This is a genomic window from Billgrantia desiderata, from assembly GCF_900108215.1.
Taxonomy (GTDB): Bacteria; Pseudomonadota; Gammaproteobacteria; order Pseudomonadales; family Halomonadaceae; genus Halomonas; species Halomonas desiderata.
Genome location: NZ_FNVC01000011.1, coordinates 1 through 13,853, shown reverse-complemented (window position 1 = coordinate 13,853; position 13,853 = coordinate 1). Strand labels below are relative to the sequence as shown.

General features: G+C 66.0%; 12 protein-coding genes. 3 read left to right on the top strand and 9 right to left on the bottom strand.

Translation table 11 applies throughout. From position 1 onward, the window contains the following. Positions 1 to 11 precede the first annotated feature (11 nt). From C4S71_RS11470 to C4S71_RS11440, 7 genes are all read right to left on the bottom strand, one after another. A complete protein-coding gene (locus C4S71_RS11470; RefSeq protein ID WP_086508466.1) occupies positions 12 to 1,199 on the bottom strand; it encodes a CpaE/TadZ family protein in 1,188 nt (395 codons plus the stop codon). 115 nt (positions 1,200 to 1,314) lie between these two features. Beyond that, positions 1,315 to 1,614: a hypothetical protein gene (locus C4S71_RS11465; RefSeq protein WP_103969199.1), complete on the bottom strand. Its 300-nt coding sequence runs from the start codon at positions 1,612 to 1,614 to the stop codon at positions 1,315 to 1,317. Positions 1,615 to 1,642: 28 nt separating this feature from the next. Next, positions 1,643 to 3,265, bottom strand: a complete 1,623-nt coding sequence (locus tag C4S71_RS11460; RefSeq protein ID WP_235014341.1) for a type II and III secretion system protein family protein — start codon at positions 3,263 to 3,265, stop codon at positions 1,643 to 1,645. 75 nt (positions 3,266 to 3,340) lie between these two features. Then, entirely contained in the window at positions 3,341 to 4,165 is an 825-nt protein-coding gene (gene cpaB, locus C4S71_RS11455) for a Flp pilus assembly protein CpaB (RefSeq protein WP_086508469.1), read from the bottom strand. After that, a complete protein-coding gene (locus C4S71_RS11450) occupies positions 4,162 to 5,553 on the bottom strand; it encodes a P-loop NTPase family protein (protein WP_235014339.1) in 1,392 nt (463 codons plus the stop codon). Before C4S71_RS11450 ends, cpaB begins: the two co-directional genes overlap by 4 nt. 27 nt (positions 5,554 to 5,580) lie before the next feature. After that, positions 5,581 to 6,117 carry an A24 family peptidase gene (locus C4S71_RS11445; RefSeq protein WP_235014337.1) on the bottom strand — a complete coding sequence of 179 codons (537 nt, stop codon included), beginning with the start codon at positions 6,115 to 6,117 and terminating at the stop codon, positions 5,581 to 5,583. A 64-nt stretch (positions 6,118 to 6,181) separates the two neighbouring features. Then, positions 6,182 to 6,367 carry a Flp family type IVb pilin gene (locus C4S71_RS11440; RefSeq protein ID WP_103969197.1) on the bottom strand — a complete coding sequence of 62 codons (186 nt, stop codon included), beginning with the start codon at positions 6,365 to 6,367 and terminating at the stop codon, positions 6,182 to 6,184. 413 nt (positions 6,368 to 6,780) lie between these two features. Here C4S71_RS11440 and C4S71_RS11435 point away from each other — a divergent pair, with 413 nt between their 5' ends. Together C4S71_RS11435 and C4S71_RS11430 are read left to right on the top strand one after the other, a co-directional pair. After that, positions 6,781 to 7,881 (top strand): efflux RND transporter periplasmic adaptor subunit, encoded by a 1,101-nt coding sequence (locus C4S71_RS11435; RefSeq protein WP_086508474.1) that lies wholly within the window; start codon positions 6,781 to 6,783, stop codon positions 7,879 to 7,881. Next, a complete protein-coding gene (locus C4S71_RS11430) occupies positions 7,881 to 10,997 on the top strand; it encodes an efflux RND transporter permease subunit (RefSeq protein WP_103969196.1) in 3,117 nt (1,038 codons plus the stop codon). The genes C4S71_RS11435 and C4S71_RS11430 overlap by 1 nt, the downstream gene beginning before the upstream one ends. 80 nt (positions 10,998 to 11,077) lie before the next feature. Here the strand turns inward: C4S71_RS11430 and C4S71_RS11425 are convergent, their stop codons facing one another. Next, positions 11,078 to 11,503 carry a DUF3617 domain-containing protein gene (locus tag C4S71_RS11425; protein ID WP_086508476.1) on the bottom strand — a complete coding sequence of 142 codons (426 nt, stop codon included), beginning with the start codon at positions 11,501 to 11,503 and terminating at the stop codon, positions 11,078 to 11,080. Positions 11,504 to 11,621: 118 nt separating this feature from the next. Further along, complete coding sequence (locus C4S71_RS11420) at positions 11,622 to 13,472, bottom strand: putative bifunctional diguanylate cyclase/phosphodiesterase (protein WP_235014335.1); 1,851 nt, start codon at positions 13,470 to 13,472, stop codon at positions 11,622 to 11,624. Between the two features lie 111 nt (positions 13,473 to 13,583). Between C4S71_RS11420 and C4S71_RS22880 the strand changes: the two genes are divergently transcribed. Beyond that, on the top strand, positions 13,584 to 13,853 hold a 270-nt coding region (locus C4S71_RS22880; protein ID WP_307718942.1), incomplete at its 3' end, for a helix-turn-helix domain-containing protein.

Below are 13,853 nucleotides of genomic sequence, written 5' to 3'. Positions count from 1 at the left end.
GTCAGCAAGGGTCAATGTTGGGTACGATTCCACAGCCGCAGCGACCAGCGGCGGGCGGGCACCGGCGGCTCCCGCGGCGTCATCAGCGCCAGCGCCAATGCCTTGAGCGCGCGGGTCAGCGGCGCCTTGCGCGCCAGCTCGATCAGCGGGCTGCCAACGTTGATGCTCTGGCTGGCATGGCGGTAGTCGTTGGGCAGGGTGTGGAGCGGCAGCCCCGGCAGGGCATCGCCGATGGCGCCCAGCGATACCTCGTTGCGCTTGTCGTAGCGATTGACCACGACCACCAGTCGCGCGGTCGGCAGCCCGAGCTCGTGCACCAGGATGTCGCGCAGGCGCTGGGCGTCGTGCAGATGCGCCACGCTCTGCTGCATCACCATCAGCACGCGGTCGGCGCGCTCGAGCACGCAGGCGGTGGCACCGTTGATCCAGCGCGGCAGATCGACCACCACCTCTTCATGGTCCTGGCCCAGCACGTGCAGCAGCTGCTCGACCCGGCTCTCCGGTACCTCGGAGAGATTCACGCGGTCCTCCGGCGACGACGCCAGCAGACCAAGCCCACTCTCGTGATGCTGGACATAGGCCGACATGGCCAGGCTGTCGAGGCTGTCGGCAGCGTCCAGCGCCTGGACCAGGCCGTGGTCGGGGATCAGATTGAAATAGAGCGGCAGCGAGCCGAACTGCACGTCCATGTCGACCAGCGCGCACTCCTTGCCCTCCACCGTCAGCCGGTGGGCCAGGTTGGCCGCCACCAGGCTGGCCCCGGAGCCGCCCTTGGCATTGATCACCGCAGTCAGGCTGGCAGTGGGGAACGCCAGCTCTTCGCGCCGGTCACGAACGATTTCACGCAGGAAACGGCCGATCTCGCCGTCGTCGATGGGCGGCGAGAAGTAGTCTCGGGCGCCGGCGCGCATGGCCAAGCGAATCAGCTCCACGTTGCCCTTGGGGCCGACTACCAGCAGCGGCGGTCGCTCGCCGGCAGGGCGTTCGCACAGCGCCATCAGCTCCGCCTCCCAGCTCTCCCCCACCATCAGCACCAGGGCATCGGGCAGCGTCTCGATGCCCTCCAGAGGGTCGACGCAGCCGTTGATCAACTGCCGCAGCGTGACATCGATGCCGCCCTGGCTGCGCAGCAGCGCCTCCAGCGCCTCCATGTCCGTCCTGGAGCGCCCCACCAGCCGTATCTCGAGCCGTGTCAGCATGGCGAATCCCCGTTGGTCGTCAGCCTTCGTTCACCGGCGCTCTCGGCGCCGGTACCGGTGTTGCCGTTCCCGCTCGTTGCGTGCCTTGCTCTTGGCAGATTGCTCTTGACAGAGTTCAGGGCAGCGAACTGGGGCTCATGGGCAGCGGCTGCAGCCCCGCCCCGCCGCTGCGGTAGTTGCGCATCGCCTCGGCCGCCTTGGCGCCCCCCAGCGCCGGGGCCTCATCGCCGGGCTCGTAGGTCTGCAGCCGCTTGGTGTGCTGTACCGTCTCGCCGAAGGGCGGCAGATCGGCGCCGGGCTGGGCCGCGCAGCCGGCCAGCCCCACGGCGGCAGCAAGCGCTGCCAGCCGGATGCCTCGGGTGAGCGGGCGATGCGTGGCATGGCCGAGGCCGGCAAAAGGGTTCAGTGCGAACATGGCGGACACCTCCGTCGTGGCGTTCGGTTCACAGGTCATGGCCGAAGCGGCCCTCGGTGCCGCCCGCACGGCGGCTCGACATCAGTTCCAGATCCAGGCTGCTGGGGCGGGGCCGCGTGCCGCCGTCGTCGTCACGGGCCTGGAAGCGACCGAGCAGATAGAACTCCAGGTCGCTGGGCGCCACGAACGAACCGGTGGGCAGCCGCACCTGCTCCGGTGCGAAGGAGCGCGCCAGCCGCGGCGTGACGAAGATCACCAGCTCGGTCTGCTCCTTGATGAACTCCTGGCTGCGGAACAGTGCACCAAGTACCGGCAGGTCGCCGAGGCCGGGGAACTTGGAGACGTTCTCGCGCAGGCTCTCGTTGAGCATGCCGGCAATGGCGATGGTCTGCCCCGAGGCCAGTTCCAGGCTGGAGCTGGCGCTGCGCTTGACCAGCGCCGGCACGAAGAACTGCGCCGACACCTGATCGCCCACCCCGACCCGCAGGCTGTTGGCGGGCACCAGATCGGAGACGGAAACGTTGACCTGCAGGTTGATCGAGCCGGAATCCAGCACCACCGGCAGGAAGCTCAGACCGACGCCGAACTCCTTGTGCTCGATGGCCACCTGGCCGTTGCCCTGGGGCACCGGAATGGGGAATTCGCCACCGGCCAGGAACTGGGCCTGCTGCCCGGTCAGGGTGGTGAGGTTGGGCTCGGCGAGGATCTTGGCCACGCCCTCACGGCTGGCTGCGTCCAGCACCAGGTTGAGCAGGTAGTCGCTACGCTGATAGCTGGCGAAGATGCCGGTATCCTCGATGCTGGGAACCGCAGGGGCGAACTCACGCACCATCGGCCCCAGCGGAGTGCGCGTGCCGCTCTCGAACACCGGCAGGCGGAAATCCCCGTCCGGCCCCTGGAAGACGGCATCGGGGAAAGTGGCCCCGCCGCTCACCGCCCCCACGCTGAACGCCGAGGAACCGACGTTGAAGACGTTGAAGTTGGCCTCCAGTCGCTTGATCAGCGAACGGGAGACCTCCGCCACCTTGACGTCCAGCATCACCTGGTTGGCCCCGCCCACCTGCATCAGGTTGAGCACCGCGTCCTCGCCGCCGCCGGCGAAGCGCGTGGCCAGCCGCAGCGCGGTATCCAGCCGCTCGGCACTGGATACCTCGCCGCTGAGCACGATGCTGTCCTGGGCCGAGCGCACCTGGATGTTCTCGTCCGGCAGCAGTGCATGCAGGTGGCTCTTCAGCGCTTCGAGATCGTGGGTCACGGTAACGTTGAGAGTGCCCTGGATGTTCTCCGACTGATCCCACAGCACCACGTTGGTGGTGCCGGTGGACTTGCCCAGCACGTAGAGCTGGCGCGAGCCCATCACCACCAGGTCGGCAATCTCGGGGTTACCCACCGACACCACCCGCACCGCGCGGGGGAACTGCAGCACCTGGGCCTTGTTCAGCTCCACCGCCACCGAGACCGTGCGCCCCTCCACCGGCATGGCGACGCTGCGCGTGCTCTCCTGGGCCTGCAGCGTCGTCGCCCAGCTCAGCGCCAGGGCGGCACACACTGCCAGCGCCCACCCCTTCCATGCCGTTTTCCTCCATGCCGCTCTCGTGTGCGCCGCTCCCTGCCGCACCGCCGTTCCCCACCCCTCGCCTTGCATGCTCATGACGCTTCCCCCCTGCCTGTTCTGATAGGCTTCGGCCGCCTCGGCGCCAGCCCGGATTGCTGCGCTGCCGACGGTTCAGTTGCGCACGTTCACGGTGCTGGCCTCGGTGCCGCGTATCACCATCACCTGGCGCGGCGGCTGAACCGCAGGGGCCGCACGCGGTGGCGGCGGCGAATAGCTTTCCCGCGGCGGCTCGACGTTGAGCAGTTCGCGCTGGGCCGCCAGCAGGTCGGGCTTCTCCTCGTGGTCCAGCGGATTGCGCAGAGTCAGCTGCACCTTGCCCTCCTGGGTGGCCTTGACCAGTGTCTCCGCCTGGGTGGGGTCCACCTCGAGGGTCACCGCCCGTACGATCACCGGGCCGTCGCGCTCCTGGGAGGCGATCTGATCCACCGCCAGCACCTTGAGGTTCTGCAGCACGGTCCTCGACTCCACGCTGTTGCGGTTACCGTTGCTGCGGGTGGAGACCACGTCGACCCGGTTGCCCGGCAGCAGGAAACCGGCCACGCCGACCACGTCGTCGACCCGCACGCTCATGGCCCGCTTGCCGGGGTCGAGCAGCGCCGCCAGGGCGCTTCCGCCTAAGTGCTCGGCCACGCGCCCTTCATGCAAAATCTCGCCGGCGTAGATCACCTGGTTGCTGACCCGCCCCACCACGCGCTCGATGTCGTCGAAGCTGCCCGGCGGCACCGACTCCGGCGGCAGCCGCATGACCCGCAGGTCGCTGGCCTGCACCGTGGTGCCGAAGGGAATCTGCAGCGCCGCCACCACCACTTGACCGGCCTCGGTCAGGGCGTCGCGTTCCTGGTGCTGCTCCTGCATCCAGCTCATGGCGATCAGCGCCGCACCGCCGGCCATCAGCAGCGAGACGCAGAACATCGTGACAATGCCTTTCTTCTTCATGACGCGGTCCTCCCGCTCGTGTGGGCGTCACCGCCTGTGCGGTCATCGCTCGTGAAGTCTCCGAAGTAGGTCTGCCAAGCCCAGGCGAGCATCTCGCGGTCGAGGGTTTCGCCGCCCCAGTAGCGCAGGTGATCACCCGCCAGCCCCAGCAGGTCGCGGGGGTGGCAGGCCAGCAGCGGTACGCCGAGGCGGGCATGCAGCTCGTAGATGACGAAATCGACCAGGGCCGGGTCGAAGCCGATGCCGCTTTCCCGGCACTGGAGGGCCCAGATCTCCCGGTAGGCCTCGCGGCTCAGCGGAGCGAAGCGGATCTTGTAGCCGATGCGGCGCAGGAAGGCGGCATCGGCCAGCGTGAGCGGGTCCAGGTTGGTGGAGAACACCAGCGCCACGTCGAAGGGCACGCTGAAGTGGTAGCCGTTGGCCAGCGCCAGGAAGTCGCGGCGCTCCTCCAGCGGCACGATCCAGCGGTTGAACAGCTCCATGGGCGTCATGCGCTGGCGGCCCAGGTCGTCGATCACCAGCATCCCGTTGTTGGCCAGCAGCTGAATCGGCGCCTGATGAATATGGGTCGCGTGGTCGTACTGGACCTCCAGCCGCTCCATGGTCAGCTCACCCCCGGTAACCACACAGGGTCGCCGGCAGCGCACGAAGCGCGGGTCGTGCCCCTCCGCCAGCAGCAGCGCCGCAGCGGCAGGATCGGTTCCGGGCGGCGCCAGTTGGCTGTGCACCGAGGGATCGAAGCAGCGTACCGCCTTGCCTCCCGCCAGAATGGCGTGGGGCACCAGCACCTCACCGGGCAGCAGGCGCACCAGGCGGCGTGCCATGTAGCTCTTGCCAGTGCCAGGCTCGCCGTGGATGAACATCGCCCTGCCCGAGTGCAGCCCGGGCCCGAGCTGGTCGAGCAGCGCCGGCTCGACCACGGTATCGGCGAAGGCCGCCATCACTGCGCTGCGGGAGATGCCCACGTCGCTCAGAGCCTGAGCCCGCACCCGGGCGGTGTAGACCTCCAGCGGTACCGGCGCCGGCCCGGCATAGCCGTCGCGGGCCAGGGCCTCCATGGCGGCGGCGCGGCCCAGTTCGGTGAGGCCGAAGCGCAGCGCGCCGCTCTCACCCTGGCCGCGCACCTCGGCGCGCCCCTCCCGGCGCAGCAGGTGGCACAGCGTTTCCACCACGCTGCCGGCCAGGGCCGCGCCGCGGCTGAGCTGGTGCAGGTCGAGCACGCCCTGTTCGAGCAGCTGCTTGGAGAGCAGGTCCATCAGGTAGAGCGGCGAGAGCCCGGTCTCCTCGATGCTGGCAGGACGCGGCGGCAAGGCATCGGCGGCAGCGGCCATGGACGAGCCAAGCGGCGCGGTATCTTCGCTGCCTGTAATGTCAAGTTTCGTATTCATGCCGATGTACCTCGCTTCGATTAGCGTTCAGACCAGCGGCCACTGCCAGACGATCCAGGCAGTGGTACCCAGGGCAATGGAAACGGCAAAGGGGAATTTCTTGCCCATCACCTCACCCTCGGCGGGCGGAATATAGAGCGGTCTTCCGGTCACTACCAGGGTGCGCATCATGAGAGAATATCGCCCCCAGGGGGAAAGCGACTGGCGGTCAATCAGTGCACTTAAAGCAAAGCCCATGGCGATAAGCCCGCCGACGACAATACTGATGAGCGCTGCTTGAAGCACACCAAGAGGACCGAGAAAGGTGCCTATCGCCGCCATCAGCTTGGCATCTCCGGCGCCGGTAAATCCCATCAGGTAACCCGGCAATAGAATGGCCAAGCCGACCACAAGGCCGTAGATGGCGGCCAGGACACCGCCGGCTCCCGCTGCCCACCCGTGCAGCAGAAATCCCACGGCGGCCCCGGCCAGAATAAGGGGGTTGGGGATGCGGCGAGCAGCTAGGTCCCATATCGCTGCGCTTAAAACCACAAGCACGCAAAGCCCTTGTAAGATGTAAGGCATAGTAATCCTTGTAATCAAAAGTTATAGATATGGGCGCCAAAAAGGCGCCCATACTCTTTTCATTTCAAGAAGGCGTTCCACCAAGCAGAGTTAGAACCTTGTCGAGTTGCGTTTTTACTTCTGTACCAATAGCTGCAAAAACGGCTGCTCCAACCGCCACAATCAGCCCACCAACCAAGGCCCATTCCACCACCTCGGTACCCTCTTCTTCGCGCCAGAAGCGCACGACACCCTGCATCAGCTTGCTCATGGTCTTTCTCCCCATTTCAGGTTTTTATCCAAGCTTGCTGTTGTCGGAGTCCGGCGCCTTTGCCCCGGCTCACGAGACTCAGCATCGTCGTTACAAATCGGTTACGCTTGGAGAATCTTGCAGAGCGCTAGGAGGATCTTGCAGAGGTGGCGAACTTGCACGAATCGGCACAGCAGGAAAAAGCTGTGCAAAACCTGTACAATCAAAGCCTGGAAGTAGATAGGATATTGCGAATTTGTTGTCATATTGGTACGGGCCAATATGAGTAGCCTGTTAAGGAAGCTCTGCACTCATTGGCTACGCGAACGAATCGCTGCGTTGCGCTTCGTCTAGCTCGCCAATTCGTTCAGTGCTTTCTGAAGCCAAAGGAGTTGGCTTCCGTCGCGACCCGAAAACCACGACAAGAGCCACCCATGACCACATCGCGCACTTCTTTTTCCGGAGCCTGGCGCTGGCTGGCACCGCTCTGCCTGCTGCTGGCCGTCTCGCTGCCGCTGGCGGCTCAGGACCGCACCGCCGTGATCGGCGCCCGCGCTGCGCTGCAGCCTTGGTCCGACCCGCTGGAGGCGCTGGGTACGCTGCGCGCTGACGAGAGCGTGACCCTTTCCGCCACGGTGACCGAGCTCGTCGCCGAGCTGAACTTCCGCGATGGAGAAGCGGTGGAGGCCGGCCGGATGCTGATCCGTCTGGAGGATGGTGAGGAGCAGGCTCAGCTGCGCGCCGCCCAGGCCCTGCGCGACGAACGCCGCAGCGCGGTGGAGCGCCTGACCCAGCTGCAGAGCCGCAACATGGCGCCGCGGGCCGACGTGGAAGACAGCCAGGCGCGGCTGCGCCAGGTAGAGGCCGAGATCCAGGGGCTGGAAGCGCGGCTGACCAACTATCGCCTGCGCGCCCCCTTCGACGGCGTGGTCGGCTTTCGCAACATCAGCGTCGGCAGCCTGGTCACCCCCGGCACCGAGCTGGTGACCCTGGACAAGCTCGACGTGATGAAGCTCGACTTCAGCGTGCCGGAGCTCTATCTGGCGATCCTCGAACCCGGCCTGCCGCTCTCCGCCCGCAGCGTGGCCTTCCCCGACGAGCTGTTCGAGGGCGAGGTGAGCAGCATCGGCTCACGGATCGACCCCGTGAGCCGCAGCGTGACGATACGCGCCGAGATCGACAACCCCGAGCTGCGCCTGCGTCCGGGCATGCTGATGGAAGTGATCCTGCAGCGCAGCCCGCGCCAGGCCGTGGTGGTGCCCGAAGCGGCGCTGATTCCCAGCGGCGACCGGCAGTACGTGCTGGTGATCGACGAGAGCGACGAGAACCGCGTGGAGCGGCGCGAGGTGCGTGTCGGCGAGCGCCGTATCGGCCAGGCCGAGATTCTCGAGGGGCTGGAGCCTGATGAGCTGATCGTCTCTCATGGCGTGCAGCGCGCCCGGGAGGGCGATCGTGTGCAACTGCTCGGCATTGCCGACGAGGAGACGTCCATTCGCGAGATTCTCGAGGCGCATCGCGACGAGGGAGACGCCTGATGCGCCTCTCCGACATCTCCGTACAGCGGCCGGTCCTGGCCACGGTACTGGCCCTGCTGATCGTCGCCTTCGGCCTGCTCTCGCTGGAGCGGCTGTCGCTGCAGGAGTACCCGGCCATCGACCCGCCGGTGGTGAGCATCGACACCCGCTATCCCGGGGCGGCGGCCAACGTGGTCGAGTCGCGCATCACCCAGGTGCTGGAGGATCGGATTGCCGGGATCGAAGGCATCGAGGTGGTCACCTCTTCCAGCGAGGACGGCCGCTCGCGCATCAACATCGAATTCAATCTGGGCATGGATATCGACGCCGCCGCCAACGACGTGCGTGACCGCATTGCCGGCGCCCAGCGCAATCTGCCCGACGATGCCGATCCTCCCGAGGTGCAGAAGGCCGACTCCAGCGAAGAGATCGTGGTGTGGCTCAGCCTCTCCGGCGAGGGCTACTCCATGCCGGAGCTGACCGACTACGCCAACCGCTACCTGGTCGACCGCCTCTCGGTGCAGCCCGGCGTGGCCCGGGTACGGCTGGGCGGCGGGCGCGACTACGCCATGCGCGTGTGGCTCGATCGTAATGCCCTGGCGGCGCGCAACCTGACGGTGAGCGACGTGGAAAACGCCCTGCGCGCCGAGAACGTCGAGCTACCCGCCGGCTCCATCGAGTCCCGCGAGCGCCAGTTCATCGTGCGCCTGCCGCGCAGCTTCGCCGAGGCGGAGGATTTCCGCCGCCTGGCCATCGGCCAGGGCAGCGACGGCTACCTGATACGCCTGGGCGACGTGGCCCGGGTCGAGGTGGGCTCGGTGGACGACCGCTCGGTGTTCCGCGCCAACGGCGTGCCGATGGTGGGGCTCGGCATCATGATGCAGTCCACCGCCAACGTGCTGGAGCTCTCCCAGGGGGTCCAGGCGGAGATGGAGCGGTTGCAGACCACCCTGCCCGAGGGCATGCAGATGAGCCTCAACTTCGATGCCTCGGTGTTCGTCGCCGGGGCCATCGAGCAGGTGGTGATCACGCTGTTCATCGCCATGGGGCTGGTGGTGGTGGTCATCTTCATGTTCCTCGGCAACGTGCGTACCACTCTGGTGCCGGCGGTGACGGTGCCCATCGCCATCATCGGCTCGTTCATCGCGCTGGCCGCCATGGGGTTCTCGATCAACCTGCTCACCCTGCTGGCCCTGGTGCTGGCCATCGGCCTGATCGTCGACGATGCCATCGTGGTACTCGAGAACATCAACCGGCGCATGCACGACTATGGCGAAACGCCGCTGGTGGCGGCCTTCCGCGGCACCCGGCAGATCGCCTTCGCCGTCATCGCCACCACCCTGGTGCTGATCGCGGTGTTCGTGCCGCTGAGTTTTCTGCAGGGCAACGTGGGCCGGCTGTTCTCCGAGTTCGCCCTGACCATGGCCGCGGCGGTGGCAATATCCAGCCTGCTGGCGCTGACGCTCACGCCGATGATGGCCTCGAAGATCCTCAAGCCCAACATGGGCGACAGCCTGGCGGCCCGCGGCGTGCAGTGGCTGCTGGAACTGTCGCAGCGCATCTACCGTGCGCTGCTCGAAATCGTGCTCAAGGCGCGCCTGGCGGTGCTGGCCGTGTTCGTCGCGCTGATCGCGGCCACCGTGTGGATGGCCGAACAGCTGCCCAACGAGTACACCCCACGCGAAGATCGTGGCAACTTCATCATCCTGGTCAACGGTCCCGAAGGCGCCACCTTCGATTACATGATGGACTACATGGACGAGATCGAGCTGCGCCTGCAGCCGCTGCTGGACTCGGGCGAACTCGAACGCGTGGTGATCCGTGCGCCGCGGGGCTTCGGCAACATCGAGAACTACAACGGCGGCTTCGCCATCATCAACATGGCCGACTGGGGGCAGCGCCGCAGCGCCTGGGAGATCATGGACGAGGTGCGCGGGCTGCTGGCCGATCTTCCCGGCATACAGGCCAGCCCGGTGATGCGGCAGGGTTTCGGCCAGCGCGTGCAGAAGCCGGTGCAGTTCGTGCTGGGTGGCGGCACCTACGAGCAGCTCGCCGAGTGGCGCGATCTGATGTTCGAGCACATTCGCGAGCACAACCCGCGCCTGGCGGGCCTGGAGAGCGACTATCGCGAAACCCAGCCACAGCTGCGCGTGGACATCGACTACGAACGGGCGGCTTCGCTCGGGGTCACGGTGACCGAGATCGGCCGCACCCTGGAGGTGCTGCTGGGCGGACGCAACGTGACGCGCTACGTGGATGACGGCGAGGAGTACGACGTCATCCTCGAGGGCGACCGGGCCCGGCAGAACAGCCCCCGCGCGCTGGACAACATCCAGGTGCGCTCGGCACGCTCGGGCGAGCTGATCCCCCTGGCCAGCCTGGTGACCCTGACCGACTACGCGGGTGCCAGTACTCTCAACCGCTTCAACCGCATACGCTCCATCACCATCGAAGCCAACCTGGTGGATGGCTACCCGTTGGGCGAAGCGCTGGAGTATCTGGAGCAGACGGCCAACGAGATTCTCCCGCCCGAGGCCCAGACCAACGTGGCCGGCCCCTCGCGCGACTATCGCGAGGCCAGCGGCGCCACCACCTTCCTGCTGGTGCTGGGTGCGCTGGTGGTGTTCCTGGTGCTGGCGGCCCAGTTCGAGAGTTTCGTGCACCCCTTCGTGATCATGCTCACCGTGCCCCTGGCCATGAGCGGCGCCCTGCTCGGCCTGTTGCTGACCGGACAATCGCTCAACATCTACAGTCAGGTGGGGCTGGTCATGCTGATCGGCCTGGCGGCCAAGAACGGCATTCTCATCGTCGAGTTCGCCAATCAGCTGCGCGATCAGGGTCTGGCCTTCCGCGATGCCCTGCTCGATGCTGCCGTGACGCGCCTGCGCCCGATCCTGATGACGGCGGTGACCACCATGGCCGGCGCCATTCCGCTGATTCTCTCCACCGGCGCCGGTTCCGAATCGCGCATGGTGATCGGTACGGTGATCATGGCCGGCGTGGCCGCCGCCACCTTCTTCACGTTGTTCGTGGTACCGGTGGCCTACGACCTGCTGGCACGCCATACCGGCTCTCCCGGAGACGTGAAGCGACGGCTGGAAACCGAGATGGGAGAGGTTCCGACCAACCCGCGCTGACACGCCTCACCCAAGCCAGAACCTGAAAGCGATGAGGGCCACCCTGGGTGGCCCTCCTGCGACGTCAGCGAGACGTGCGCTCAGCATTCGCCGAGGCGTTCGCCCTCGATGGCGGTTTCGAGACGCATCTGCCCCATGGGCGATTCGGTGTCGATGTTGACGCTGCCTTCGACCCGCTCTCCCAAGAAGTCCATGCGACCGTCGATGTTGGCCTCGCCACCCTCGGCACGACAGATCATGCGGTAATCGACGCCATCGGCGGAGACGTTGTGCTCGAGCAGCTCGCAGCCCTCTTCGACTTCGAGGAACTGGAAGTCGGCATCGTCGAGGTCGCCCTGCACGATGCACTCCTGATGGCTCTCCGTCTGATCGGGAATCGGCACGTCGCCCTTGACGGAAGTGGTGCTGGTGAACTGCCACTGGCCCGGCACGATGTTGGGCGTATCGGACAGTGCCGTCAGCGGGAACATCAACACGGCAGCGGCAACCCAGGGTCGTAAGGACATGAAACTCTCCGTTGTGGTGGTAGGCATGGCAGAGGAAGCGATTCCTCCGGCAACACGTAAGCACCAGCTTAACCCAGCAACAACAGGAAAAGGAGGAAACACAACGTGACACTTTCCCTCAGGTGGGGATGAAGCTCTCGGCCAACATCAGCTTCAGGTTGTCCCGCGCCTGCGGCCGGCCGAAATAGTAGCCCTGAAACACCTGGCAGCCATGTTCGAGCAACCAGCGATGCTGGGCTTCGCTTTCGACCCCCTCCGCGGTGACTTCCAGGCCGAGGCTCTCCGCCAGCGTGATGGTGGTATTGACGATGGCGGCGTCCACCGGGTCTTCGAGCACGCCGTTGACGAACGACTTGTCGATCTTCAGGCCATGCAGTGGCAGTCGCTTCAAATAGTTGAGCGAAGAGAACCCCGTGCCGAAGTCGTCCAGGGCGAAACGAATGCCGAGCTTGCTGAGACGCAGCATGATCTCGCGCACCCACTGTGGATCCTCCATCAGCAGACTTTCGGTCACCTCCAGCACCAGCCGGGCCGGATCGGCACCGGTCACCTCCAGTGCGTGCTGCACGCGAGCCACGAAGTCGGTCTGGTGAAACTGAACCGAGCTGACGTTGACCGCAATGTAGAGGCTCTCCGTGTCGCGCTCCTTGGCCCATTCGGCCAGCTGCCGGCAAGCCGTTTCGAGCACCCAGTAGCCGATCGGCAGGATCAGCCGGTTCTTTTCCGCCAGGGGAATGAACAGCATCGGCGGGACCAGGCCGCGCTTGGGATGGTTCCAGCGAATCAGGGCCTCGACACCGATCACGCTGGCGCGGCTGTCGACCTGAACCTGATAGTGCAGGCACAGCTCGTCGCGTGCCAGCGCCTGATGCAGGTCGGCCTCGAGCGACACCCGCTCCATCACGTCGGCCTGCATCTCGGCATTGAAGAAGCGCAGCGTATTCCCACCTGCCGCCTTGGCCTGCTGCAGGGCGATGTCTGCCTGTCGCATGGCCGTCTCGACGTTGGCGTCACCGTCGGCGAACAGCGTGATGCCGATACTGGCGGTGATGGGCAGCGTCGGCAGCCGGTCTTCCTCGGCGCGGGCATTGACGATCTGGCTCAGCAGCTTCTCGGCCACACGCTCGGCGGCATGAGCGGCCTGCTCCACGTCGAGCCCCAGGTCGTGAATGAGCAGGACGAACTCATCCGCCCCCAAGCGCGCCAGGGTATCGCTTTCCCGCACCACCTCCTCCAGGCAACGAGCCACCCGGCTCAGCAGCCGGTCGCCACTGTAAAGTCCCTGGGTCTCGTTGACGACCTTGAAATCGTCCAGGTCGATGAACAGCAATGCCGCATAACGCTCGCTGCGACGCGTGCCCTTGACGACCATGCCGAGGCGATCCAGCAACAGGCGGCGGTTGGGGAGGCCGGTCAGGGGATCGTAATAGGTCAGGCGGTACTTGCTCTCCTGGATGTCACGATACTCGGTGACGTCGGTGGAGATACCGCAGAGCGCTCGGATCGAGCCGTCGGCGGCATGCAGCGGTAGCTTGATCGACAGATAGGTACGGATGGTGTCGCCCGTGGCCATCACGTGGCCCTCTTCGGCCACTACCTTCTCCCCCTGCTGCAACACCCGCTGATCGTTGAAGCGCAGATCCGCGGCCATGTTCATATCGAAGAGGTCGAAGTCGGTCTTGCCAAGGATCGAGTCGACCGGCAAGCCGATGCTCTGGGCGGTCTTGTGGTTGACGTATTGATAGCGCAGGTCGGCCGACTTGACGTAGATGCAGGCATCGACGCTGTCGAGGATGGTCGCCAGTTCTTCCCGCCCGGCCCGCAGCCGCTCGGCCTCTTTCGTCAACCTGCGGCGATAGGCCAGCCCGGCGACGACCAGGACAGGTACCAGCACCACCGTCAGCGCGAGCCCGCCCCACCCGGGAGATAGTGGCAGCTCGCCATTCCCAGCCGCCGCGAAGACGGCCATGGGCAAGCCAGCCACTGCGCCTGCAGAAGCCGTGTCAGGCGACACGTAAAACTGACCCCCAGGCGACACGGAAAACTGACCCCTCCGTGAGCTCACCTGGAGGGTCCATTGATGCAGCAACCCGGATATAACGTTCCCCACACTCAGGTACGAGGGGAACCGATGCAGAGCCCAGAGGATGTCGCCGCCATGCTCCGCCTGAAGGCCTGTGGCTGGGGCACTCAGCGCATCGCCGATGAACTCGGTGTCAGCAGGAACACCGTCAAACGTTATCTGCGCCAGGGCGGCTGGGCGCCCTACGCGAGCCCGAAGCGCAGCAAGTCGCTTGAAGGGTTTGAGGAATGGCTGAAGGCTCGCTTCCTGCAGCATGCCGGCAACGCC